We start from the raw sequence: 23616 nt of genomic DNA, 5'->3' as shown, positions 1-23616 counted from the left end.
CATACTCGGCGCTTAATTATCCGGATCCCGCTATGCGCCCACTCGCTCCCCTTGCTCTTGTCCTGTTGCTCACCGCGTGCGGCGACGGCGAATCGCTGTTGCCGCCCGATGCGCGGCTGCCCGATGGCGGTCGTTACCGTGGCGATGTGGTCAATGGCTTGCTGCAAGGCCAGGGCCGAGTGGACTATCCCAACGGCAGTTGGTACGCCGGCCAGTTCGATAAAGGCCAGTGGCACGGCCAGGGCGAATGGCATGGCAGCAACGGCGAGGTCTATAAAGGCCAGTTCCAGCAAGGCCTGTTTGACGGCCAGGGCAGCCTGACCACCGCGGGCAACAGCTACGTCGGCGGGTTCAAGCAAGGCAAGCGCAACGGCGAAGGCACCCTCAAAGAAGGGCAGATGACCTATCGCGGCGAATTCAAGGACGACCAGTATTCCGGTCTCGGCCGTCTCGAACTGGCCGACGGCAGCCAGTACCAGGGCCAGTTCGCCCACGGCAAGCCCAACGGCGAAGGCCAGCGCAACGACGACAGCGGCAACCAGTTCAGCGGCCACTTCGTCGATGGCCAGTTGGAGGGCAACGGCACCTTCAACAGCGCCGAAGGCGACATGTACATCGGCCACTTCAAACAGAACCAGCTCAATGGCAAGGGCCGTTATGAAAACGCCGACGGCGACGTGTGGATCGGCGAATTCAAGGAAGGCGCCCTCAGCGGCAAGGGTGAACTGATCGGCGTCGACGGCAGCCACTACGTCGGCCAATTCGTCGACTGGCGCTTCACCGGCCCAGGCCGCCTGAACCTCACCGACGGCAGCTTCTATATTGGCGGCTTCGACAGCGACAGCTATCAAGGCCGCGGCACCCTGGTGCTCACCGACGGTACCGTACAGGCCGGCACTTGGGTCAACGGCATGCGCGTGCGCGACGCCGATGGCAAATTATTGCCTGACCCATTGGAGATCGGCCTGTTTGCCCAGGGTCGCTTACTGGATGAGGCCCTCGCCGCCGTGCCCGCGTCCAAATCGGGCGTGGAGCTGTACAGCCTGGTGGTGGCCGGCGACGGCAAACAAAGCGTATTCCTGCGTGAAGCCGACTACGTCAGCAACATGCTCGCCACCCGTTTCGGCGCCTATGGCCAGATCCGCCTGGTGAACCATCGCGACCATATCGCCGACCGCCCGATGGCCACTCGTGAAAGCCTGCGCCGTGCGGTGCAGACCCTGGCCGAACGCAGTGGCCCGCAAGACCTGGTGTTCATCTACCTGACCAGCCACGGCACCCACGAACACGAACTGGTGCTCGACCAGCCGCGCATGGAGCTGGCCGACCTGCCGGCCGATGAACTGGCCGCCGTGCTGGCACCGCTGAAAAATCGCGACAAGATCATCGTGATTTCGGCCTGCTATTCCGGCGGGTTCATCCCGGCCCTGAAAGACGAACACACCCTGATCATGACCGCCTCGCGGGCCGACCGCGTATCGTTCGGCTGCTCTGAAGAGGCTGATTTCACCTATTTCGGCGACGCCCTCTTCGCCCAGGCCTTCAACCAGACCGACGATTTGCAGCAAGCCTTCAAGCTGGCGCAGACCCACGTGGCCGAACGTGAACAGGCGGACAACTTCGAAGCCTCCGAACCGCAGATCTGGGCCCCCAAAGGCGTGATCGCCCATTGGCAATTATTACGCAAACAGCAGGCACGAAAGGCGCTCGAAAGCGTCTCAATGAATAGCAAGGAAGCCAAGAGCAACTAAGCTGAATCTGTATAAAGGGGGAAACACCATGTACCTGACGCCTCAGCATATTTTGCTCGCAGGAGCGACCGGCCTGACCGGGGAGCACCTGCTGGACCGCCTGCTCAACGAGCCGACCGTGACCCGGGTGCTGGCGCCCAGCCGCAAGCCGCTGGCCGAGCATCCACACCTGGAAAACCCGGTGGGCGACCCGGCGGTGTTCCTGCCGCAGTTGAGCGGCCAAGTGGACATCGCCTTCTGCTGCCTGGGCACCACCATCAAACAGGCCGGGTCTGAAGCAGCCTTCCGCGCCGTCGACCTGGACATGGTCGTGGCCTTTGCCAAGCGCGCCCGGGAAATGGGTGCGCGGCACCTGATCGTGATCAGCGCGATTGGTGCCGATCCGAAATCCTCGATCTTCTACAACCGGGTCAAGGGCGAGATGGAACAGGCGCTGAAGACTCAGGATTGGCCGCAGTTGACCATCGTCCGACCTTCACTGTTGCTGGGTGAGCGGTTGGAGCCACGCCTGGCCGAGCAACTGGCCGGGCCATTGTCGCGGCTGATTCCGGGCAAGTACCACGGCATTGAAGTGTGCGAACTGGCGCGCGCGATGTGGCGGCTGGCGCTGGAAGAGCAGGATGGGGTGCGGGTTGTGGAGTCGGATGAGTTGCGTAAGCTCGGCAAGTAACCCGTAATCCAGGCCGAACACAATCAAAATGTGGGAGCGGGCTTGCTCGCGAATGCGGTGGATCAGTCACTGATGTATTGACTGACACTGCGCATTCGCGAGCAAGCCCGCTCCCACATTGGATTTCTGTTAATCCTGAGATTAAGTACTAGAGCCCGCCCGTCGCGTTAAACCCAACCCCCAACACCGTCAGCACCGACAGCGGCAACAGCAGCGTGTCGAGCAGCGCGCTGGCCGGCAGGTCCACATGGGGATAGCTCGGCGCCTCGGCTCCGAAGCGGTCCATCGCGCAGCACCCACCCTGAATGGCATACATATCCAGGCGCGTCCCGGCATACACCACCGACGCACCAGGTTGCGCCGCATCCAGCGTGCGCGCCGTCGCGCACCCCGTCAGTTGCAGCGCCAGCAAGGTCATCAGTAGTTTATTCATCACTGCTCAAATGGTGCTCGCCCCAGCGCGGCAGCATGTCCTGGGGAATGTTCAGCAGGTTGAGAATCCGCGCCACCACAAAGTCCACCAGGTCATCGATGGTCTGCGGCTGGTGATAGAAACCCGGCGACGCCGGCAAGATGGTCACGCCCATGTTCGACAGTTTGAGCATGTGCTCCAGGTGGATGCTCGAATACGGCGCTTCGCGCGGCACCAGAATCAGCTGGCGACGCTCTTTCAAGGTCACGTCCGCCGCGCGCTCGATCAGGTTGTTGCAGGCCCCGGTGGCAATCGCCGACAAGGTCCCGGTGGAGCACGGCACCACCACCATCGCGGCTGGCGCGCCGGAGCCCGAGGCCACCGGCGACATCCAGTCTTCCTTGCCATAGACCTTGATCTGCCCCGCCGCCGCACCGGTGTACTCGGTGAGGAAGGCCTGCATCATCTGCACCTTGGGCGGCAACGCAACATCGGTCTCGGTGGCCAGCACCAATTGCGCGGCCTTGGAGATCAGGAAATGCACCTCGCGGTCTTCGCGCACCAGGCAGTCCAGCAGGCGCAAGCCATAGGGCGCGCCCGATGCGCCGGTCATCGCCAGGGTGACGCGTTCCGGGCCGCTCACTTCAGGGCCTCGGCGAGTTTGCCGTGCAGGCCGCCGAAGCCGCCGTTGCTCATGATCACCACGTGAGTGCCGGGCTTGGCCTGGTGTTTCACGTGCTCGATGATGCCTTCCAGAGAGTCGCAGCAAATCGACGGCACCGTGCACAGCGCGGCGATGGCGGGCAAGTCCCAGCCGAGGTTGGCCGGTGCATACCACACAGCCTGGTCTGCATCGTTCACGCTTTCCGGCAAACCATCACGGTGGGCGCCCAGCTTCATGGAGTTGGAGCGTGGCTCGATAATCGCGATTACCTGGGCGTCACCCACGCGCTTGCGCAAGCCATCCAAGGTGGTGGCGATGGCCGTCGGGTGGTGGGCAAAGTCGTCGTAGATGGTAATCCCATTCACTTCGGCGACCTTTTCCATACGGCGCTTGACGCTCTTGAATGCGCTCAAGGCGGCGATGCCCATGGATGGCACCACGCCGACATGCCGCGCGGCCGCCAGGGTGACCAAGGCGTTGGCGACATTGTGCTGGCCCGTCATGTCCCAATCGACGATGCCTTGGGCGACGCCTTCGAACAGCACTTCAAATTTTGAACCGTCTTCACTCAGCAGCTTGACCTGCCATTGGCCGCCCGCGCCGGTGGTTTGTACCGGAGTCCAGCAGCCCATCTCGATGACCCGCTGCAGGGCTGGCTCGGTGCTCGGGTGAATCACCAGGCCTTCGCTGGGAATTGTGCGCACCAAGTGGTGGAACTGCCGCTCGATGGCCGCCAGATCGGGGAAGATATCCGCGTGATCGAACTCCAGGTTGTTCAGGATCGCCGTGCGCGGGCGGTAGTGAACGAACTTGGAACGCTTGTCGAAGAACGCGCTGTCATATTCATCGGCTTCGATGACAAAGAACGGGGTATCGCCGAGGCGCGCCGACACCGAAAAATTCTGCGGTACACCACCGATCAGGAAGCCCGGGCTCATGCCCGCGTGCTCCAACACCCAGGCCAGCATGCTGCTGGTGGTGGTCTTGCCGTGGGTTCCGGCAACCGCCAGCACCCAACGGCCTTGCAACACGTGGTCTGCCAGCCATTGCGGGCCAGACACATAAGGCAAACCTTTATTCAGTACGTACTCGACCGCCGGGTTACCGCGGCTCATGGCATTGCCGATCACCACCAGGTCCGGGACCGGGTCGAACTGCGCGGGGTCGTAGCCTTGGGTCAGCTCAATGCCCTGGGCCTGCAGCTGCGTGCTCATGGGTGGGTATACGTTGGCATCGGAGCCAGTAACATGATGGCCCAGTTCTTTGGCGAGAACCGCCATCGAGCCCATGAACGTGCCGCAAATACCGAGAATATGAATGTGCATAGTCGACCTCGTAAAACATCGAGGCAGGTTAGCGTAGGGTGGAAAAAATCGCACCCTTTAGCTAACGGGCGATCCCGTGTTTGCGCAGTTTTCTATACAAGGTGTTACGGCTAACCCCCAGTTGCTCTGCCGTATGGCTCATGTGCCAGCGCTGTTGCTCCAGGGCATTGAGCAGCGCCAGGCGCTCTGCGTCGTCCAAGGGCGAATCCGAACGGTCCTCCACTACTGCAGGCTGCGGGCGCGCCTGGCGAATGACTGCCGGCAGGTCCTCAAGCCCAATCCGTCCGTCGTCACATAACGCCGCCAACGTGCGCAATACCGTGCGCAACTGCCGCACATTGCCCGGCCAGGCAAAGGCCAACAGTGCCTGACGCGCAGGACCGTCCAGCAACACCGGCTGGTCGCCCGCCTCCTCCGCCAGCAGAAAGTCCAGCAACTGCGACTTGTCGCTGCGCTCCCGCAACGGCGGCAAGGCGATTTCCAGACCGTTCAGCCGGTAGTACAGGTCTTCGCGAAAACTGCCGTCCTCTACCCGCTCCAGCAAATTACGGTGAGTGGCGCTGATGATTCTGACGTTCACCGCCTGCGGCTCGCCGCCGATGGGCACGACGAGTCGGTCTTCCAAAACCCTTAACAGGCGCGTTTGCAAAGCGAGGGGCATATCGCCGATTTCATCCAGAAACAACGTGCCACCATCCGCTTGTTGCAGCTTGCCGCGCATGCCTTCCTTGCGGGCGCCGGTGAAACTGCCACCGCGATAGCCGAACAGCTCGCTCTCGATCAGGCTTTCCGGGATGGCCGCGCAGTTCAGGGCGATAAAGGCTTTGTCGGCCCGGAGGCTGGCATGGTGCACCGCCTTGGCAAACGCCTCCTTACCGGAGCCGGTTTCGCCATTGATCAGCAACGGCACGTCGCGCTCAAACACACGCAACGCCTTACGGAAATCGTTTTGCAGCGCCGCATCACCCAGGCAAATGCCCGGCAACCGAGGCCGTTCGGGCAAGGGCTGTGGAGCTGGCACCGGTACGCTGCGGGGCTGGCCGCGCAACACCGCGAACAACCCACGACCATCGCGGGTACGCAAGGGCCAACTGGCGCTGGCATTCGCGCTGGCACGCCCGAGCAATTCGTCCAGGGAGCAATCGAAAAACGCCTCCACCGGCTGCCCCAACAGGCCGCCACGGATCTGCCCGAGCAGGTTCAACGCACTCTGGTTCACCGCGCAAATGCGCCCTTCGCCATCGAACGCCAGCAACCCTTCGCTGAACAGCCCCACAGACTCGGCCTGCAAATGAAAGCGCAGCAACCAGTGGTGCTCAAAATGCCGCAGGAAGTAGCAGCTCTCGATCATCTTCGCCGAAAGATTGACCAGCGCCATGGTGTGGAATTGGCTCTGGCGCGACACCGCCTCCCGGGCCGAGGACACATCCAGCACCGCCAGCAGTTCGCCATGGGGGTCGAATACCGGGCTGGCCGAGCAGGTCAGGCCGGTATGTCGGCCACGAAAGTGTTCATCACGATGAATCGTCAGGGACTGGCGCTCCACCAGGCAGGTGCCGATGCCGTTGGTGCCTTCGCAGGCCTCGCTCCAGTCGGCGCCCAGCCACAGGCCGGCACGCTCGAAAATCTTGCGCTCGCTGGGGGCGGTGACGCAGTTGAGGATCACCCCACGGGCGTCGGTCAGCAGTACCGCGTGACCAGCGCCGGAGAGCTGTTGGTGCAGACTGTTCATTTCGCTGCCGGCGATGCTCAACACTTGTTGCAGGCGTTCGCGACTTTCCAGCAGGCGATCATGTTCGAGCACAGTGGGCGCGATGGTCAGCGCGGGGTCGAGGTGATAGTCCTCCAGGCAACGCAACCAGGAGCGGGCGATGGACGGATCGCTGCCGGGGCCGTGCAACGGGTCCTGCCCTCGGGTGACCGTCAGGACTTGCTGGGCATGGCGACTGAAATGATCGTTTTGCATGTTCTTATTATTCTCCCTGCGTGAACTACCGCGCGCGAGTGCCCAGCATCCTCCAGCCTCCCGACCATTGCAATCCCGGGCAGACCGACCGGTCACAGGCTGTATCGCTTATGGCACAAACTGTCACCCGAGCTGTGCCAACCCTGCCACAGCAACGGTTTGCAACAACCTCTAAACCCCTGATTTACGGGCTCTACGAGGCACTGGCCCGACCTTTGCTCTACGCTTTAACAAGCACAACCGTGCGTCCTCCAATAAACACAAAAAAGCCAGGAGATACCCACCATGCGTTACGCACACCCCGGTACTGAAGGCGCTATCGTTTCGTTCAAGGCCAAGTACGGCAACTACATCGGCGGTGAATTTGTCGCGCCGGTCGATGGCAACTATTTCACCAATACCTCGCCGGTCAACGGCAAGCCCATCGCCGAATTCCCGCGCTCCACGGCCAAAGATATCGACAAGGCCCTGGACGCCGCCCACGCTGCCGCTGACGCCTGGGGCAAGACCTCGGCCCAGGACCGTTCGCTGGTACTGCTGAAAATCGCCGACCGCATCGAACAGAACCTCGAACTGCTGGCCATCACCGAAACCTGGGACAACGGCAAGGCCGTTCGTGAAACCCTGAACGCCGACATCCCGCTGGCCGCTGACCACTTCCGCTACTTCGCCGGCTGCATCCGCGCCCAGGAAGGCAGCAGCGCCGAAATCAACGAACACACCGCCGCCTATCACTTCCACGAGCCGCTGGGCGTGGTCGGCCAGATCATCCCGTGGAACTTCCCGCTGCTGATGGCCGCCTGGAAACTCGCGCCAGCCCTCGCTGCCGGTAACTGCGTGGTGCTCAAACCCGCCGAGCAAACCCCGCTGGGCATAAACGTACTGATGGAATTGATCGGCGACCTGCTGCCGCCGGGCGTACTGAACGTGGTGCACGGCTACGGCAAAGAAGCCGGCGAAGCCCTGGCCACCAGCAAGCGCATCGCCAAGATCGCCTTTACCGGGTCCACGCCAGTGGGCTCGCACATCATGCATGCGGCCGCCGAGAACATCATTCCGTCCACCGTTGAACTGGGCGGCAAGTCGCCGAACATCTTCTTCGCCGACATCATGAAAGCCGAACCGCAATTCATCGAGAAAGCCGCCGAAGGTTTGGTGCTGGCGTTCTTCAACCAGGGCGAAGTCTGCACCTGTCCTTCCCGCGCACTGGTGGAAGAGTCGATCTACGACGACTTCATGAAAGTGGTGATGAAGAAGGTCGAGTCGATCAAACGTGGCGACCCGCTGGACACCGACACCATGGTCGGCGCCCAGGCGTCCGAACAGCAGTTCGACAAGATTTTGTCCTACCTCGAAATCGCCAAGGGCGAAGGCGCCGAGCTGCTGACCGGTGGCAAGGTCGAGAAGCTGACCGGCGATCTGGCCACCGGCTATTACATCCAGCCAACCCTGCTCAAAGGCACCAACAAGATGCGGGTGTTCCAGGAAGAAATCTTTGGCCCGGTGGTGAGCATCACCACGTTCAAGGATGAAGCCGAAGCCCTGGCGATCGCCAACGACACCGAGTTCGGCCTGGGTGCCGGCCTGTGGACCCGCGACATCAACCGCGCCTACCGCATGGGCCGGGCGATCAAGGCCGGGCGCGTGTGGACCAACTGCTACCACCTGTACCCGGCGCATGCCGCGTTCGGTGGTTACAAGAAGTCCGGTGTGGGCCGTGAGACTCACAAGATGATGCTTGATCACTATCAGCAGACCAAAAACCTGCTGGTGAGCTACGACATCAACCCACTGGGCTTCTTCTAACTCACAACCCGCTCCCACATTTGAAATGCAATAAAAATGTGGGAGCGGGCTTGCTCGCGAATGCGGTGCATCAGTTACTGAATTTTCAACTGACCCACCGCATTCGCGAGCAAGCCCGCTCCCACACTTGATCTTCACAAGACCTTGCTACTCATTCGGCTTACTTAAGTAAGCCGGGATAAAACAATAAGAAAGGGATTCCATCATGCCCAGCGAACCGAATGGCGCTCCGGCGTCCGGGTCTTCTGTCGACTTTGAAAAGGTCGGCACCGAATACTTCCAACAACGGGAACTGAAAAAAGGCGCTGCCGGCTGGGTGCTTCTGGTCGGTCTCGGGGTTGCGTACGTGATCTCCGGCGACTACGCCGGCTGGAACTTCGGCCTCGCCCAGGGTGGCTGGGGCGGCATGTTCCTCGCCACACTGCTGATGGCCACCATGTACCTGTGCATGTGTTTCTCCCTGGCCGAACTGTCCTCCATGATTCCTACCGCCGGCGGCGGCTACGGCTTTGCCCGCAGCGCATTCGGCCCCTGGGGCGGGTTCCTCACCGGCACCGCGATCCTCATCGAATACGCCATCGCCCCCGCCGCCATCGCGGTGTTTATCGGCGCCTATTGCGAGTCGTTGTTCGGCATTGGCGGCTGGATGATCTACCTGGCGTTCTACATCATCTTTATCGGCATCCACATCTTCGGTGTGGGTGAAGCGCTGAAGCTGATGTTTGTGATTACTGCCGTCGCCGCGATTGCCCTGGGTGTATTCCTGGTGTCGATGGTGCCGCACTTCAGTGTCGCCAACCTGCTGGATATTCCAGTAACCGAGGCCAAGGGCGCCAGCAGCTTCCTGCCGTTCGGCTATGTGGGCGTATGGGCGGCGATTCCCTATGCAATCTGGTTCTTCCTGGCCGTCGAAGGCGTGCCCCTGGCCGCCGAAGAAACCAAGAACCCGAAACGCGACCTGCCCCGCGGCCTGATTGGCGCCATTGTGGTGCTGACCAGCTTCGCCCTGCTGATTCTGGTGATCGCCCCGGGCGGTGCCGGCGCCTATGCGCTGATGGCGTCGGGCAATCCGCTGGTGGAGGCGCTGTCCAAAGCTTATGGCGGTTCCACCTGGATGGGCCACTTCGTCAATCTGGTGGGCCTGGCCGGGCTGATCGCGAGTTTCTTCTCGATCATCTACGCCTACTCCCGGCAGATCTTCGCCCTGTCCCGCGCCGGCTACCTGCCGCGCAAGCTGTCGCAGACCAACAAAAGCAAGGCGCCGGTCCTGGCCCTGGTGATCCCCGGCATTATCGGGTTTGGTCTGTCGCTGACCGGCCAGGGTGATTTGCTGATCCTGGTGGCCGTGTTCGGCGCGACCATTTCCTACGTGCTGATGATGGCCGCGCACATCACCTTGCGCATCCGCCGCCCCAAAATGGATCGCCCTTACCGCACACCGGGCGGCATCTTCACCTCGGGCGTCGCCCTGGTACTGGCCTGCATCGCCGTTGTGGCGGGCTTTCTGGTGGATCCACGCGTGGTGATTGGCGCCGCGATCATCTATGGAGTATTAATTGCTTACTTTGCTTTCTACAGTCGGCATCACTTGGTAGCAGGCACGCCGGAAGAAGAATTTGCGGCGATCCAGGCCGCAGAGGCCGCCTTGCACTAAACGCCGTAAACCTCGGTGCGGGCTCTTTACTCACATTCTGCCCGCGCCGACAAGGAGACTCTGTATGGCAAGCTTTTCCCACGCGGTCGGTGCATTGACCTACCGCTTCGACAGCCTCAAGGACGTGATGGCCAAGGCCAGCCCGGCGCGTTCCGGGGATTTCCTCGCCGGTGTTGCCGCGCAGAACGACGGTGAGCGGGTGGCAGCGCAAATGGCCCTGGCCAATATTCCGTTGAAGCACTTTCTCGAAGAAGTCTTGATCCCGTACGAAAGCGACGAAGTCACCCGACTGATTATCGACACCCACGATAAACAGGCGTTTTCCGTGGTCAGCCATCTGACCGTCGGGGGTTTGCGGGATTGGCTGCTCAGCGACGCGGCCGACGAACAAAGCCTGCGCGCCCTGGCGCCCGGACTGACACCGGAAATGGCCGCCGCCGTGTCGAAGATCATGCGCGTGCAGGACCTGGTACTGGTGGCGCAGAAGATCCGCGTCGTCACACAGTTTCGCGGCACGATGGGCCTGCGCGGGCGCCTGTCCACCCGCCTGCAACCCAACCACCCCACCGATGAACCGGCGGGCATCGCCGCGAGCATTCTCGACGGCCTGCTCTACGGCAACGGCGACGCAATGATCGGCATCAACCCGGCCACCGACAGCATCGCCTCGATCTGCGCCATGCTGGAAATGCTCGACGCGATCATCCAGCGCTACGAAATTCCGACCCAGGCCTGCGTGCTGACCCACGTCACCACCTCCATCGAAGCCATCAACCGTGGCGTGCCGCTGGACCTGGTGTTCCAGTCGATCGCCGGCACCGAAGCGGCCAACGCCAGTTTCGGCATCAGCCTGAGCGTGTTGCAGGAAGGCTACGACGCGGGCCTGAGCCTTAATCGCGGCACCCTCGGGCAAAACCTGATGTATTTCGAAACCGGCCAGGGCAGCGCCTTGTCGGCCAACGCGCACTTTGGCGTCGACCAGCAAACCTGCGAAACCCGCGCCTACGCCGTGGCCCGGCACTTCAAACCGTTTTTGGTGAACACCGTGGTCGGTTTTATCGGCCCCGAATACCTGTACAACGGCAAGCAGATCATCCGCGCCGGCCTCGAAGACCACTTCTGCGGCAAGCTGCTGGGCGTGCCGATGGGGTGCGACATCTGCTACACCAACCACGCCGAAGCCGACCAGGACGACATGGACACCCTGCTCACCCTGCTGGGCGTGGCCGGGATCAACTTCATCATGGGCATCCCGGGCTCCGACGACATCATGCTCAACTACCAGACCACCTCGTTCCACGACGCGCTCTACGCCCGGCAAACATTGGGTTTAAAGCCGGCACCGGAGTTTGAACAGTGGCTGGCGAAAATGGGCATCTTCACGCAAGCCGACGGCAAGGTGCACTTCGGCAACAGCCTGCCACCGGCATTCCGCCACGCCTTGGCGCAATTGGGATGAAGAAGGAACCGCCTGTGCACATCGACACCCCGGAAAACAACGTGGACAACCCGTGGCTGGAACTGCGGCGCCTGACCCCGGCGCGAATTGCCCTGGGCCGTACCGGCACCAGCATTCCTACCGGTGCGCAGCTGGATTTCCAGTTCGCCCACGCCCAGGCGCGGGACGCCGTACACCTGCCGTTTGACCATGTAGGACTCAGCAGCCAACTGGCCGAACGTGGCCGTGACAGCCTGTTGCTGCACAGCGCCGCCGTCGACCGTCACAGCTACCTGCAACGCCCGGACCTTGGGCGGCGCCTCAGCGATGAATCGGCCCAGGCCCTGCGGGACTATGCCGCAGCCAATCCCGGCGGTGTGGACCTGGCGGTGGTGGTGGCCGATGGCTTGTCGGCGCTGGCGGTGCATAAACATACGTTGCCGTTTCTTACACGTATGGAGGAACAAACCCACGCGGAGGGTTGGTCGCTGTCGCCGGTGATTCTGGTGGAACAGGGCCGCGTCGCCGTGGCGGATGAAGTCGGCCAGTTGCTGGGGGCGAAGATGGTGGTGATCCTGATCGGCGAGCGACCAGGACTTAGCTCGCCGGACAGCCTGGGCCTGTACTTCACCTACAACCCCAAGGTCGGCCTCACCGATGCGTACCGTAACTGCATCTCCAATGTGCGCCTGGAAGGCTTGAGCTACGGCATGGCCGCTCACCGCTTGCTTTACTTGATGCGCGAGGCCTGTCGCCGGCAGTTGTCGGGGGTCAACCTCAAGGATGAAGCCCAGGTACAAACCCTCGAATCGGACGATCCCGACCTGATGAAAGGCAACTTCCTGCTCAGCCCACCGAAGGACTGATCCCTGCACGATTGCGCTTTTTCTCCGCTTTAGGCAGCATCGAAACACGGCCGCTTGTGTGGTCATCCCCCATTTGGAAGTTGAGGCCTGGCATGCGGATAACTCAAGCGACCCTGGAACACCTGGACCTGTTGACTCCGCTTTTCGTCAAATACCGCGAGTTTTACGGCGCGCTGCCTTTCCCTGATTCGAGCCGTGCCTTTCTGGAAAAACGCCTGCGCCGCAAGGAATCCGTGATCTATCTGGCACTGGCCGACGATGACGACAAGAAGCTGCTCGGTTTCTGCCAGCTGTATCCGAGCTACTCCTCTCTATCGTTGAAACGCGTATGGATACTCAACGACATTTACGTGGCCGAAGACGCGCGCCGACAGTTGGTGGCCGATAACCTGATGCGTACTGCGAAGAAGATGGCCAAGGAAACCCATGCTGTGCGCTTGCGTGTTTCCACCAGCAGCGACAACAAGGTGGCGCAGAAAACCTACGAATCCATTGGTTTCCGGGAAGACACCGAGTTCAAAAACTACGTGCTGCCCATCAGCGATGACTGACATCTATTAACCAAACCTCATGCATCGGTTGTGGGAGCCCCCCTCCCACACTGACTCTGTGTCTACAATAAGATCGATGCCGCGACATCCCCCGCTACAAAACCAACACGCTTTTCACGACTCTATCCGTATAATGCGGACCTTTCAGGGTCGTAAGAAACAAGACACAACCTTGTAGCCCTTATTACCCGAAGCCTCCGCACAGGCCCGCTGAGCCAGGCCATTCACACAGGTGCCATCCATGGATTTCAACCCGCTCGACCTTATCCTGCATCTCGACGTGTACCTCGACATGCTGGTGAGAAACTACGGAGTGTGGATCTACGCCATTCTGTTCCTGGTTATCTTTTGCGAAACAGGCCTGGTGGTCATGCCGTTCCTGCCGGGTGATTCCTTGCTGTTCATCGCCGGTGCTGTTGCAGCGGGCGGCGGCATGGACCCGATATTGCTGGGCGGCCTGCTGATGCTCGCGGCCATCCTGGGTGACAGTACCAACTACGTGATCGGACGAACGGCCGGGGAACGCTTGTTCAGCAACCCCAACTCGAAGATCTTCCGCCGCGACTACCTGCAAAAAACCCACGACTTCTACGACAAGCACGGCGGCAAAACCGTGACCCTGGCGCGCTTCCTGCCGATCCTGCGCACGTTTGCACCGTTCGTCGCCGGTATCGCGAAAATGCCTTACCCGCGCTTCTTCGGCTTCAGCGTGTTCGGCACCGTCCTCTGGGTCGGCGGCCTGGTAACCCTGGGCTACTTCTTCGGCAACGTGCCGTTCATCAAGAAAAACCTGTCGCTGCTGGTGGTGTTCATCATCCTGCTGTCGCTGGTACCGATGATCATCGGCGTGTTCCGCAGCCGCTTTGGCCGCAATTCCACCGAAGCCAAGCCGCAGTAACCTGCGATGTGGTCCCTCAGCGCCTGGCGTCGCCGGCGCCTGCTGGCCAAGCACCCGATTGCCGATGAAACGTGGCAGCGGGTGCGCCATCACCTGACCTTCCTCGACGGCATCACTGCCGAGCAAGACCAGTGGCTGCGGGAAGCCTGCGTGGTGTTCCTCGCCGAAAAACACCTCACCGCCCTGCCCGGCGACGAACTGCACCAGGAACAACGCCTGCTGCTCGCCGCCCAGGCACAACTGCCGCTGATGAACCTTGGCGACCTCGACTGGTACCAGGGTTTCCACGAGATCGTGCTGTACCCCGACGACTTCCTCAGCCCCCAGCGCCATCGGGACGCCAGCGGCGTGGAACACGAATGGGACGGCGAGCACAGCGGCGAAGCCTGGCAGCAAGGTCCGGTGATCCTCGCCTGGCCCGGCGTGCTGGCCAGCGGCAACTGGGAAGGCTACAACCTGGTGATCCACGAACTGGCCCACAAGCTGGACATGCTCAACGGAGACGCCAACGGCCTGCCGCCGTTGCACCACGACATGCGGGTGCAGGAATGGGCCAGCGTCATGCAAAGCGCCTTCGACGACCTCAACCGCCAGCTCGACCGCAACCCAGACGCCGAGACTGCCATCGACCCCTACGCCGCGGAAAACCCGGCCGAGTTCTTTGCCGTCACCAGCGAATATTTCTTCAGTGCCCCGGATTTACTGGTCAGCACTTATCCACAGGTGTACGAACAACTGAGCCACTTCTACCGCCAGGATCCCCTGGCGCGCCTGCATCAGCTGCAGGCCGGCGACGTGCGGTATCAGACTGAACGCCAAGCGCCGTACGACGTCTGACGCATGGCATCGGCGTCAGAATATGCCTATAATCGCCGCCACTTTTAGGCCAATCCGGCCATGTTTCATGGCCAACTACGGGGGCAACGCCCAATGAGCTACAGCAAGATTCCGGCTGGCAAAGACCTGCCGAACGACATCTACGTCGCCATCGAGATTCCGGCCAACCACGCGCCGATCAAATACGAAATCGACAAAGACAGCGACTGCCTGTTCGTTGACCGTTTCATGGCCACCCCGATGTTCTACCCGGCCAACTACGGTTTCATCCCCAATACCCTGGCAGACGACGGTGACCCCCTCGACGTGCTGGTCGTGACCCCTTACCCGGTTACCCCAGGCTCGGTTATCCGCGCACGCCCGGTCGGCATCCTGAACATGACTGACGACGGCGGCGGCGATGCCAAAGTTATCGCAGTGCCACACGACAAGCTGTCCCAGCTGTATGTCGACGTGAAGGAATACACCGATCTGCCGCCACTGCTGCTGGAACAGATCAAACACTTCTTCGAGAACTACAAAGACCTCGAAAAAGGCAAATGGGTGAAGATCGACGGTTGGGGCAACGCAGACGCCGCCCGCGCCGAGATCATGAAGTCGGTCGCTGCCTACAAAGGCTGATACCGCTACTCGCTCTAAAAAAGCCCCGATTAATCGGGGCTTTTTTTGTGGGAAAAATATAAACATCCGAGCATTTTAATAAACGCATTTACAGCAACTGTTTAACCAACTTAGTTAACCAGTAGAACATTCCCGCAATAAGGAAACACCTACATACGGCAACTCAACGCATGGTTTATTTGATCTATTTTAACGGCCAGTAAACTCTGCGTTTATGAATACATCAGGTGATCGCTTAAGAGTGCTATTACGGGAAGTTCATCTTTCCGCTTCCGACTTCGCCAAGAACCGCGATGTTACGCCTCAACACGTAAACAACTGGTTCAAACGCGGCGTCCCCATGGGCCGACTCAACGAGATCGCAGAACTGCTGTGCGTCACCAGCCGTTGGCTGCGTACCGGCGAAGGCCCCAAACATCCACCCGTCAACTACCAACTGGACGGCCCCGATGCAGACCACTCCCACCGTATCGCCAGGGAAAGCACTGGCAACTACATCACCCACCCGGTCTCCGGCCTGGTAAAAATCGACGTGGAGATTCCCCTCCACCCCACCTTCACCTCAACCGAAAGCATCCGCCTCTCTCTGCACGCCCTTGAAACCATCGGCGTAAGCCCGGAGCGGGCACTCGGTGCCTACATGGTCGGCAACAGCATGATCGACATCATCCAGGACGGAAGTACCCTCGCCATCGACTGTGGCCGCAAACAGATCATCGACGGCGAAATCTACGCGGTACAGCACGATGGAATGCTAAGGATCAAATACCTCTACAACCGCCCCGGAGGCGGCCTGCGGATGCGCAGCCACAACAGCGCCGAGCATCCGGACGAGTTTTTGACCTACGAACAGCGGCACGAGCAGAACTTTGAGATTCTGGGTTGGGTATTCTGGTGGGCGACACTGAATAACCGCCGCCCGCCGGTGCCGCTGGATGAGCATTTATTAGGCTACGAAGGCTCTAAATCGGATCTGGAGCTGGGAAATTGAAGTGAATGTGGGTATTATCCGCCGCACATTTGGTAGGGGGTTGGCGTGAAGCCGGTCCGCCCTGCCTGGCGATGCGGAGGAGTTCCCGCTGATGCCCCATATCACCTGGATGTGAGTCTGGGTGAACGATTTGAAGGCTGGTGAGGTTTACCAAAAATAAGCTGAACCAGTCCCCGAGAAGCCGGCCACAAGCCGGCTTTTTAATGCCTGGAAGAAATGCGCTACACCTGCCAGGCATCGAGCTATTTGAGAACGCGCCAACCGCTCCAAGGCACGCAAGCCGTCTTTTCCATCCTCAGGACATTCGCCTGATACGTCGCTAAAAGCCCGTTCCAAGAACACGTTTCGCATACCTGTCGTTACCAACGACATGACATCAAGACGTGTCGCAGAAATCAAAATATAGCGACACGTAGTGCACACCCGCGAGCTGGTAGACGTCATTTTCGAACAGCCCTACTGCCGCATCAGCAACGTCGTCGACAAACAGATTGCCCAGCGTCAAGCAGCCTCCCGTTACCTCAAAGAACTAGTCGCCATCGGCGTTCTGCAAGAGGTTCAGGTTGGCAAGGAAAAGCTCTTCATCCATCCCAAGCTGATGCAGTTACTCACTCGCGACAACAACGACTTCAAGCCATACGCCTGAGGGGACAGCTTTACTCGATGACAATCGTCTGCCGGGATCTGCGCCCCTGAGCCGTGATGATTAGCATTTGGTCAGTAGGTTGCTGACCAAATGCATCGTTACCTCAGTTTCGGCTTAGGATCCTCACCTCGGCTGCAAGCAATCCAACGCCCTATCCACCACCACCTTCGACATCTCCACCAAATGCATCACCGCCCGCTGCGCGCCGTTCAGCGGCTCGGTCGACGCCTGGGCGGTCGCCACGGCGCAATGCAGCAACTCGGCAGCATGGGCCAGCGCATCTTCGAAACTCAGCTCGTCATCAACGGTAAACGGATTGGGGGACGGCTGCGCGTCCGGCGCTTTCAGGTAGTGATCAATCACTCGGCGCGAGGCGTCAGTGTCACGAAGTAAGGATTTATGGAATGCGGGTGGATCGGGGGTAACTTTGACCATGGTAGAACTCCTAGCAGTGAGTTAAACCACTAACCTCTCGCGACTAAACGATCAGAAGGTGGCAGCTGTACGCAGGTTAGTCGACCGGCCGCTAGGCACCGGCGCACCCGAAGGTGCCCTGCGCACAGCCACCATAAAGTGCAGGCGATAAATACCTGGCTTTGAGATGGCGCTGTACGCCTAGCGTTGTCCGGGCGACTAAACCCGATCACCGAATATGCAGTGACGGAACGCAGACTAGTCGCGGGATTTTGCTGGCGCAAGCGCTTGGAATTCTCTAGGAAACGTCCTGCAAATGAAAGGGATCAGTCTTCCTGGCCATTCCCAATCACCGCCTCTTCTTGACTCTCCCCCTAAGGTCACACCTCACCCTGAACCCCCAACTTTCAGGACCCCACCGCCATGAGCCAACGCATCCTGGTCATCCTCGGCCACCCTTCCAGCACCAGCTTCTGCTCCGCCCTCACCGACACCTACATCACCAGCGCCAAAACCGCCGGCCACGAAGTATGCGTCCTACGCCTGGGCGACCTGACTTTCGACCCCATCCTGCACAACGGCTACAGCCAGGCCCAGCCACTGGAACCCGACCTGCTCAACGCCCAATCCGACATCTTGTGGGCCAATCACCTGACGTTTGTTTTCCCCATCTGGTGGGGTGGCATTCCGGCATTGATGAAGGGGTTTATCGACCGAATTTTCCTATCCGGTTTCGCCTTCAAATACCGCAAAGGCAAGGCCTTCCCCGACAAACTCCTGAAGGGCCGAACCGCGCATTTGCTGGTGACCCTGGACACGCCGGCGTGGTATTACAGGTGGTTCTACCGCATGCCCGCGCTGCATCAGATGCGCAAGACGACGCTGGAGTTTTGTGGCATCCAGCCGATCAAGACATTGCAGTTCGGGCCGGTGTTGGGCTCTACGCCAGCACAGCGGGAACAGTGGCTGAAACAGGCCGGCGCACTCTTTGTGAAAAGGACTTTTCATGTACATCGGCAAAGCCGCGCAACTATCGGGCACAACCATCAAAGCGATTCGTCACTATGAGGCCATCGGCCTGTTGCCGCCGCCGCAGCGGGAAGGTCGTTATCGCATTTACTCCACGCAAAGTGTCGAGCTGCTGACGTTCATCAAGTGCGCTCAGCAGTTGGGTTTCAAGCTCAAGGAGTTGCAGGCGATTCTGGGTGGGCATCCTGGTGATGGCTTGCCCTGGGAGCTGGCGGACAAGGCAATCACCAACAAAAAGCAGGAACTGGTGAGGCAAATCGAAGCGCTGCAAAAGATGCACAAGGGATTGGTCGAATTTGAAGCCAGTCTCAAGGACGCTCAGGGTCAATGCAGCGCACCACTGAAAACGCCACTGCAGTCAATGAGCTGAATCGCTGTTTTACGTAGTGCCGGGCAGTAGCTTGGCACGGAAAAAATCGCCCTCCTCGTAAGCCCAATCTGATTTTCCGGACCACTCGTCCAGGCCCCATTTTGCTGTTGCAGACTCCGACGCCTCCCCTTTGCAGAGACGTCATGGATGACTGCTTCTTCGTCCCACATTGCCCATATCGAACACGAACTGGATGGCTTTCATCAGAGCCTGGCGGTGTATCGCCAGCAGGTGGGCGCCTGGTATTCGCAAGCGCTGGATAAGGTCAGCCATGCACCGGATTTGCCGTCGTTGCTGGGAATGGACCGGATCATTCGGGTAGGGGATTCAAGCAAGTCGGTGAGCATGGCCGATGACAACTTCTCGACGGTGGTGCGCTGTGAGGCCAGTGGCGTACTGGAGATCGAGAGCAAGTTCGAGTCGGTGTATGACGTGCCGCTGGGAGGTATCCCGATTGAGGTAATTGGGCTGGACGACGGCAGCTCTACCGTCGTCATGCTCGATGAACAGGGAAAAGGCTCTCACCATTGCCTGGCCGGCCAGCGTTACCGGATACGGGTGCAAGGCGGTGTTTCGGACGAGCACGTCGAGGCACTGTTTTCGTCATACGACGGTTTGACCGCGGACCTGGAAAGCTGGCTTCGCAAGCAATGGGGTGGTTTCCGGCCGCACTGGGAAAGGTCCACTTCAAGCGCGATTGGCAATGGCGTGCTGGCGGGAAGTTGGGCGGCGATCAGCGGGGTGTGGGACGCCATCAAGCAGGTGCAGGAGATCTTCAAAGACCCCGGCAAGCTGTTTGAAAGCCTCGGGGCGAAAGCCAGCGAATTGATGGAGCTGACTCGCACTGCGCCAAAAGTTATGGAACAGGCGATGCTGCTGGCCAGTGATGAGGCGGCGCTGTACCTGATGTTGCGCACGGCGATGATTTGGCTGTCGGCGTTGCCGCCCAGTGAGGTGGCCGGGAGTACCGCCGAGGCGGTGGCCGGGTTTGTGGTGTCGTTGCTGATCGACTTGTTGGTGGCTGCGTTGCTGACGGTTGTTTTGCCGGCGGCGGGCATCGCTTATCTGAGTTCGCGTGCGCTCAGGTATGGCGCTCGGATTGTTGAGGCAGCCATTGAGTTTGTGAAGGGTATTTTCGACGTTCTTCAGAGCTTTATGGGGGCAGTGAATCACTATAAGGCCGTGGCGGTTCGGGGCGCTGTGGAGGGGTTGAAAAAAGGTGGCGTGCAGGTGCGCTGGGGGCCGCGTCAGAACACTGTGGTTCGCGAGAAAGCGCATGTCGATGATGTTCCCTCCCCTGCGAAGAATCCCGGTGGTGACGCGGCGGCGCCCGCAGATAAGACCGCAACCAATGGCTGCCCGGTATCAATGGTTACCGGTGAGGAACTGCTGACCCTCACTGACGGCTCGTTGGAGGGTGTGCTGCCGTTTGCCTGGACGCGGCTGTATCGCAGCAGTGCCGTGGAGTTGGATTGCGGGTTGGGGTTTGGCTGGAGTCATGCGCTGGCGCAGCGGTTGGTGGTGAGCGGTGAGTCGGTGGTGTGGACCGATCACGAAAACCGCAGCACTACCTTTCCCCTGCCTTCTGCTGCACGGCCGGCCATCACCAATAGCCTGGCGGAAGCGGCGATTTATCTGGGTGCTTTGCCCGATGAGTTGGTGCTGGCTCAAGCCTCCCTTTTCTACCACTTCCGCGACGGTGTGCTGACGTCGATCAGCGACGCGTACGACAACCGGCTGCGTATTGCCCGCGACTATTCCGGACGGATTCAGCGTATCGATAACGGCGCCGGCCAAGGATTGCTGCTGCGGTATGACCGTGGACACATCGTTGCGGTCGACTATCAGGTGCAGCGGGAAATCGGCTGGGTTACCGAGCAGAACGTTGTTGCCTACACGTACGACGATGCGTGGCGGTTGATCGAAGCAACCAACGCGGTAGGCGAAAGCGAGCGTTATCGATACGACGATCAGCAGGTAATCCTGGAGCGGGAACTGGCCGGTGGGGCGAGTTTCTTTTGGGAGTGGGAACGGTCTGGCAAGGCTGCAAGGTGTGTCCGCCACTGGGCCAGCTTTTCGCAGATGGACACGCGGTATGTGTGGGATGACAACGGCACTGTCACCGTACACAACGCCGATGGCAGCCAGGAAGTCTACGTCCACGACCAGCGCGCACGGCTGGTGCAGCGGATCGATCCGGACGGCGCGCAGCACTTCAAATCCTACGATGAAAAAGGCCGCCTGACGGTCGAGCAGGACCCGCTGGGAGCGGTGACGGCCTATCAGTACGACGAAGCCGGTCGGTTGATTGCGCTGTTTCCCGGTGACGATGCACCCACGTCCTACGAGCATGACAACGGTTTCGTGCGGGTTGTACGCCGTGGTGACGCGGTGTGGAAATACCAACGTAACGATCAAGGCGATATCACCCGCAAGACCGATCCGGATGGTAACTACACCGAATACACCTACACCCAACACGGAAAGCTCACCGGGGTCTGGTATCCGGACAACAGCAGTCAGCGGCTGATCTGGGACGAACGTGGTCAGCTCATTGAGGAGAAGCTGGCGAATGGTAGCGTAAGGCACTATCGCTACGACGACCTGGGGCGGCAGGTTGCTTGCGAGGATGAGCATGGCGCGCTGACCCAGTATCAGTGGGACGCCATGGGACGCTTGCTGAAGGTGATTCAGCCGGACGGCGCCACTCGCGAATTCAGCTACAACCCCTACGGAAAAATCACTGCCGAGCGCGACGAGCTGGGCCGGGTTACGCGCTATGAGTATGCCGACGGTCTGCACCTGATCAGCCATCGGATTAATCCGGACGGCACGCAACTCAAATACCGCTACGACAATGCCCGGTTGTTACTGACCGAAATCGAAAACGAGGTCGGCGAAACCTATCGGCTTGAGTACCACGCCAACGGCCTGATCCAACAGGAAACCAGCTTTGATGGGCGCCGTACTGCCTATGTCTACGACCTCGCCGGGCATCTGCTGGAAAAGACCGAGTACGGCGACGATGGCAGTCAGCTGGTTACCGGTTATGCGCGCGATGCGGCCGGTCGTCTCGTAAGAAAAACCCTGCCCGACCGCAGCACGGTTGATTACACCTACGACCGCCTCGGCAACCTCCTCAGCGTCGACGACGGTCACTGGCCGCTCCATTACGAATACGACCTGCAAAACCGCCTCACCGCCGAGCACCAAGGCTGGGGCACGTTGCGCTATGGCTACGACGAATGCGGGCAACTCAACTACCTGCGCCTGCCCGATAACAACCGCCTCGCTTTCCACCACGAAAAAGGCGGCGACCTCGCCACCATCGAACTCAACGGCAACCTGCTCACCTCGCACCTGTTCAAATCCGGCCGCGAGCACCAACGCCAGCAAGGCCAACTCCTCAGCCACTACCACTACGACGACCAGGGCCGCCTGCACGCCCACGCCATCACCCAACAGGAACAACGCCACCAGCGCCGCCAGTACGACTACGACAAACGCGGCAACCTCACCCGCATCCTCGACACCCGCAAAGGCCAGCACGACTACCACTATGACCCACTCGACCGCCTGACCCGCGCCAACCACTCGCACGACTTGCAGGAACGCTTCGTCCACGACCCGGCGGGCAACCTGCTGATGCAAGACCGCGTCGGCCCCGGCATCGTCAAAGGCAACCGGCTCTTGATGCAAGGCGACCGTCATTACGACTACGACGCCTTCGGCAACCTCCTGCGCGAACGCCGGGGCCGCGCTCAACAACTGGTCACCGAATACCGCTACGACTGCCAGCACCGGCTGATTGCCGTCACCCAACCCGACGGCACCCAGGCCAGCTACCGCTACGATCCTTTTGATCGGCGCGTCGCAAAAGTCGTGAACGGTCAAACTACCGAATTCTTCTGGCAAGGCGACGCACTGATCGCCGAACACCGCGCCGATCACCACCAGAGCTACCTCTACGAACCCAACAGCTTCCGCCCGTTAGTTCTGCTGAAGGGCTACGGCCCGGAAGACGTAAAACCCTTCCACTACCAACTCGACCACCTCGGCACCCCGCAGGAACTCGCCGCGCCCGACGGCGAAATCGTCTGGTCCGCGCACTACCGCGCCTACGGCCAAATCGCGAAGCTGGACGTCAACACCGTTACCAACCCGCTGCGCTTCCAGGGCCAATACTTCGACCCGGAAAGCGGGCTGCACTACAACCGTCATCGCTACTACAATCCGGATGTTGGTCGCTATCTGACGCCTGATCCGGTGAAACTGGCGGGTGGGCTGAACGGATACCAGTACGTGCCCAACCCTACGGGGTGGGTGGACCCGCTGGGGTTAGCATGCGTTCCCGGGAACTGTCCGGGTAAAAAAGAAAGAACAGCCCGACAGCGTCATGAGGAAAAGCCACCAGAAACAGGTGGTGAAGTTAGATCCTCAACGTATGAACAGGCTTTAAACAAGGCTCTGAGGTGGCTGCGAGAAAATAATTTCCATGCGGAAAAGCCTAAACTTGGAAAGTTCGGCACCAGTTCGGGCAAACCCATAGGTATGCAAACAATGGATGAAAAAACTGGATTCCGCGTCGAACACGACAAAAAGAATGGTGCGCACATAAACGTTTGGTCTGAAAAAAAGAAAGGACCTCACTATCTTTTCGAGGGCTCACACAAACTAGTAATGAAAATAAACAAGAGATTCAAATAA

19 protein-coding genes and 1 pseudogene are annotated in these 23616 nt (G+C 60.1%); 15 read left to right on the top strand and 5 right to left on the bottom strand.

The features are described from left to right. Positions 1-32: 32 nt before the first annotated feature. The gene (locus tag BLU46_RS19985) at positions 33-1751 is read left to right on the top strand and encodes a C13 family peptidase (protein ID WP_063026900.1); all 1719 of its coding nucleotides are present in this window, start codon (positions 33-35) and stop codon (positions 1749-1751) included. Positions 1752-1779: 28 nt separating this feature from the next. Next, positions 1780-2421: an oxidoreductase gene (locus tag BLU46_RS19980; RefSeq protein WP_093204728.1), complete on the top strand. Its 642-nt coding sequence runs from the start codon at positions 1780-1782 to the stop codon at positions 2419-2421. A 148-nt stretch (positions 2422-2569) separates the two neighbouring features. On the opposite strand, the gene BLU46_RS19975 is transcribed toward BLU46_RS19980, so the two are convergent. From BLU46_RS19975 to BLU46_RS19960, 4 genes are all read right to left on the bottom strand, one after another. After that, positions 2570-2854, bottom strand: a complete 285-nt coding sequence (locus BLU46_RS19975; RefSeq protein ID WP_093204724.1) for a YceK/YidQ family lipoprotein — start codon at positions 2852-2854, stop codon at positions 2570-2572. Next, positions 2847-3476, bottom strand: a complete 630-nt coding sequence (ubiX, locus tag BLU46_RS19970; RefSeq protein WP_003219402.1) for a flavin prenyltransferase UbiX — start codon at positions 3474-3476, stop codon at positions 2847-2849. Before ubiX ends, BLU46_RS19975 begins: the two co-directional genes overlap by 8 nt. Beyond that, positions 3473-4822 (bottom strand): UDP-N-acetylmuramate:L-alanyl-gamma-D-glutamyl-meso-diaminopimelate ligase, encoded by a 1350-nt coding sequence (mpl, locus tag BLU46_RS19965; protein ID WP_093204720.1) that lies wholly within the window; start codon positions 4820-4822, stop codon positions 3473-3475. The genes ubiX and mpl overlap by 4 nt, the downstream gene beginning before the upstream one ends. 61 nt (positions 4823-4883) lie before the next feature. After that, a complete protein-coding gene (locus tag BLU46_RS19960) occupies positions 4884-6788 on the bottom strand; it encodes a sigma-54-dependent Fis family transcriptional regulator (protein WP_093204716.1) in 1905 nt (634 codons plus the stop codon). Positions 6789-7073: 285 nt separating this feature from the next. Here BLU46_RS19960 and exaC point away from each other — a divergent pair, with 285 nt between their 5' ends. From exaC to BLU46_RS19910, 10 genes and pseudogenes are all read left to right on the top strand, one after another. Then, positions 7074-8594 carry an acetaldehyde dehydrogenase ExaC gene (gene exaC, locus BLU46_RS19955; protein WP_003219398.1) on the top strand — a complete coding sequence of 507 codons (1521 nt, stop codon included), beginning with the start codon at positions 7074-7076 and terminating at the stop codon, positions 8592-8594. Positions 8595-8799: 205 nt separating this feature from the next. Beyond that, positions 8800-10248, top strand: a complete 1449-nt coding sequence (gene eat, locus BLU46_RS19950) for an ethanolamine permease (protein ID WP_003219395.1) — start codon at positions 8800-8802, stop codon at positions 10246-10248. 64 nt (positions 10249-10312) lie between these two features. After that, positions 10313-11707, top strand: a complete 1395-nt coding sequence (locus tag BLU46_RS19945; protein ID WP_003219393.1) for an ethanolamine ammonia-lyase subunit EutB — start codon at positions 10313-10315, stop codon at positions 11705-11707. Further along, a complete protein-coding gene (eutC, locus tag BLU46_RS19940; protein ID WP_063026886.1) occupies positions 11704-12552 on the top strand; it encodes an ethanolamine ammonia-lyase subunit EutC in 849 nt (282 codons plus the stop codon). Before BLU46_RS19945 ends, eutC begins: the two co-directional genes overlap by 4 nt. 92 nt (positions 12553-12644) lie before the next feature. Then, positions 12645-13103, top strand: a complete 459-nt coding sequence (locus tag BLU46_RS19935) for a GNAT family N-acetyltransferase (RefSeq protein WP_093204712.1) — start codon at positions 12645-12647, stop codon at positions 13101-13103. 241 nt (positions 13104-13344) lie between these two features. After that, positions 13345-14001 (top strand): DedA family protein, encoded by a 657-nt coding sequence (locus BLU46_RS19930; RefSeq protein WP_008436520.1) that lies wholly within the window; start codon positions 13345-13347, stop codon positions 13999-14001. A gap of 6 nt (positions 14002-14007) precedes the next feature. Further along, positions 14008-14838, top strand: a complete 831-nt coding sequence (locus BLU46_RS19925; RefSeq protein WP_093204709.1) for a M90 family metallopeptidase — start codon at positions 14008-14010, stop codon at positions 14836-14838. 93 nt (positions 14839-14931) lie between these two features. Continuing rightward, positions 14932-15459: an inorganic diphosphatase gene (gene ppa / locus BLU46_RS19920; RefSeq protein WP_003176323.1), complete on the top strand. Its 528-nt coding sequence runs from the start codon at positions 14932-14934 to the stop codon at positions 15457-15459. Between the two features lie 214 nt (positions 15460-15673). Continuing rightward, the gene (locus tag BLU46_RS19915) at positions 15674-16450 is read left to right on the top strand and encodes a LexA family transcriptional regulator (protein ID WP_093204703.1); all 777 of its coding nucleotides are present in this window, start codon (positions 15674-15676) and stop codon (positions 16448-16450) included. Positions 16451-16868: 418 nt separating this feature from the next. Next, positions 16869-17096: pseudogene (locus BLU46_RS19910) on the top strand (Fic family protein); the annotation flags it as partial. A 123-nt stretch (positions 17097-17219) separates the two neighbouring features. Here the strand turns inward: BLU46_RS19910 and BLU46_RS19905 are convergent. Further along, entirely contained in the window at positions 17220-17531 is a 312-nt protein-coding gene (locus tag BLU46_RS19905; RefSeq protein WP_063026882.1) for a DUF6124 family protein, read from the bottom strand. Positions 17532-17933: 402 nt separating this feature from the next. Between BLU46_RS19905 and BLU46_RS19900 the strand changes: the two genes are divergently transcribed. The 3 genes from BLU46_RS19900 to BLU46_RS19890 all read left to right on the top strand — a co-directional run bounded on the left by BLU46_RS19900 (position 17934) and on the right by BLU46_RS19890 (position 23616). Then, positions 17934-18578 carry an NAD(P)H-dependent oxidoreductase gene (locus BLU46_RS19900; RefSeq protein ID WP_093204699.1) on the top strand — a complete coding sequence of 215 codons (645 nt, stop codon included), beginning with the start codon at positions 17934-17936 and terminating at the stop codon, positions 18576-18578. Next, positions 18517-18909, top strand: a complete 393-nt coding sequence (locus BLU46_RS19895) for a MerR family transcriptional regulator (RefSeq protein WP_063026878.1) — start codon at positions 18517-18519, stop codon at positions 18907-18909. Before BLU46_RS19900 ends, BLU46_RS19895 begins: the two co-directional genes overlap by 62 nt. A 147-nt stretch (positions 18910-19056) precedes the next feature. Next, on the top strand, positions 19057-23616 hold the full coding sequence (locus BLU46_RS19890) for an RHS repeat-associated core domain-containing protein (RefSeq protein ID WP_093204695.1): 4560 nt from the start codon (positions 19057-19059) through the stop codon (positions 23614-23616).

Origin of the sequence: Pseudomonas yamanorum (genome assembly GCF_900105735.1) — a bacterium.
Classification (GTDB): Bacteria; Pseudomonadota; Gammaproteobacteria; order Pseudomonadales; family Pseudomonadaceae; genus Aquipseudomonas; species Aquipseudomonas yamanorum.
The sequence above is the reverse complement of the archived record's forward strand: the minus strand, read 5'-3'. Positions and strand labels throughout refer to the sequence as shown.

What these genes read in the sequence shown, in the direction of transcription:
- BLU46_RS19985 (WP_063026900.1), top strand. Translation starts at nt 33, where the DNA reads ATGCGCCCACTCGCTCCCCTTGCTCTTGTCCTGTTGCTCACCGCGTGC.
- BLU46_RS19980 (WP_093204728.1), top strand. Translation starts at nt 1,780, where the DNA reads ATGTACCTGACGCCTCAGCATATTTTGCTCGCAGGAGCGACCGGCCTG.
- BLU46_RS19975 (WP_093204724.1), bottom strand. Translation starts at nt 2,854, where the DNA reads ATGAATAAACTACTGATGACCTTGCTGGCGCTGCAACTGACGGGGTGC.
- mpl (WP_093204720.1), bottom strand. Translation starts at nt 4,822, where the DNA reads ATGCACATTCATATTCTCGGTATTTGCGGCACGTTCATGGGCTCGATG.
- BLU46_RS19960 (WP_093204716.1), bottom strand. Translation starts at nt 6,788, where the DNA reads ATGCAAAACGATCATTTCAGTCGCCATGCCCAGCAAGTCCTGACGGTC.
- exaC (WP_003219398.1), top strand. Translation starts at nt 7,074, where the DNA reads ATGCGTTACGCACACCCCGGTACTGAAGGCGCTATCGTTTCGTTCAAG.
- eat (WP_003219395.1), top strand. Translation starts at nt 8,800, where the DNA reads ATGCCCAGCGAACCGAATGGCGCTCCGGCGTCCGGGTCTTCTGTCGAC.
- BLU46_RS19945 (WP_003219393.1), top strand. Translation starts at nt 10,313, where the DNA reads ATGGCAAGCTTTTCCCACGCGGTCGGTGCATTGACCTACCGCTTCGAC.
- eutC (WP_063026886.1), top strand. Translation starts at nt 11,704, where the DNA reads ATGAAGAAGGAACCGCCTGTGCACATCGACACCCCGGAAAACAACGTG.
- BLU46_RS19935 (WP_093204712.1), top strand. Translation starts at nt 12,645, where the DNA reads ATGCGGATAACTCAAGCGACCCTGGAACACCTGGACCTGTTGACTCCG.
- BLU46_RS19930 (WP_008436520.1), top strand. Translation starts at nt 13,345, where the DNA reads ATGGATTTCAACCCGCTCGACCTTATCCTGCATCTCGACGTGTACCTC.
- BLU46_RS19925 (WP_093204709.1), top strand. Translation starts at nt 14,008, where the DNA reads ATGTGGTCCCTCAGCGCCTGGCGTCGCCGGCGCCTGCTGGCCAAGCAC.
- ppa (WP_003176323.1), top strand. Translation starts at nt 14,932, where the DNA reads ATGAGCTACAGCAAGATTCCGGCTGGCAAAGACCTGCCGAACGACATC.
- BLU46_RS19915 (WP_093204703.1), top strand. Translation starts at nt 15,674, where the DNA reads ATGAATACATCAGGTGATCGCTTAAGAGTGCTATTACGGGAAGTTCAT.
- BLU46_RS19905 (WP_063026882.1), bottom strand. Translation starts at nt 17,531, where the DNA reads ATGGTCAAAGTTACCCCCGATCCACCCGCATTCCATAAATCCTTACTT.
- BLU46_RS19900 (WP_093204699.1), top strand. Translation starts at nt 17,934, where the DNA reads ATGAGCCAACGCATCCTGGTCATCCTCGGCCACCCTTCCAGCACCAGC.
- BLU46_RS19895 (WP_063026878.1), top strand. Translation starts at nt 18,517, where the DNA reads ATGTACATCGGCAAAGCCGCGCAACTATCGGGCACAACCATCAAAGCG.
- BLU46_RS19890 (WP_093204695.1), top strand. Translation starts at nt 19,057, where the DNA reads ATGACTGCTTCTTCGTCCCACATTGCCCATATCGAACACGAACTGGAT.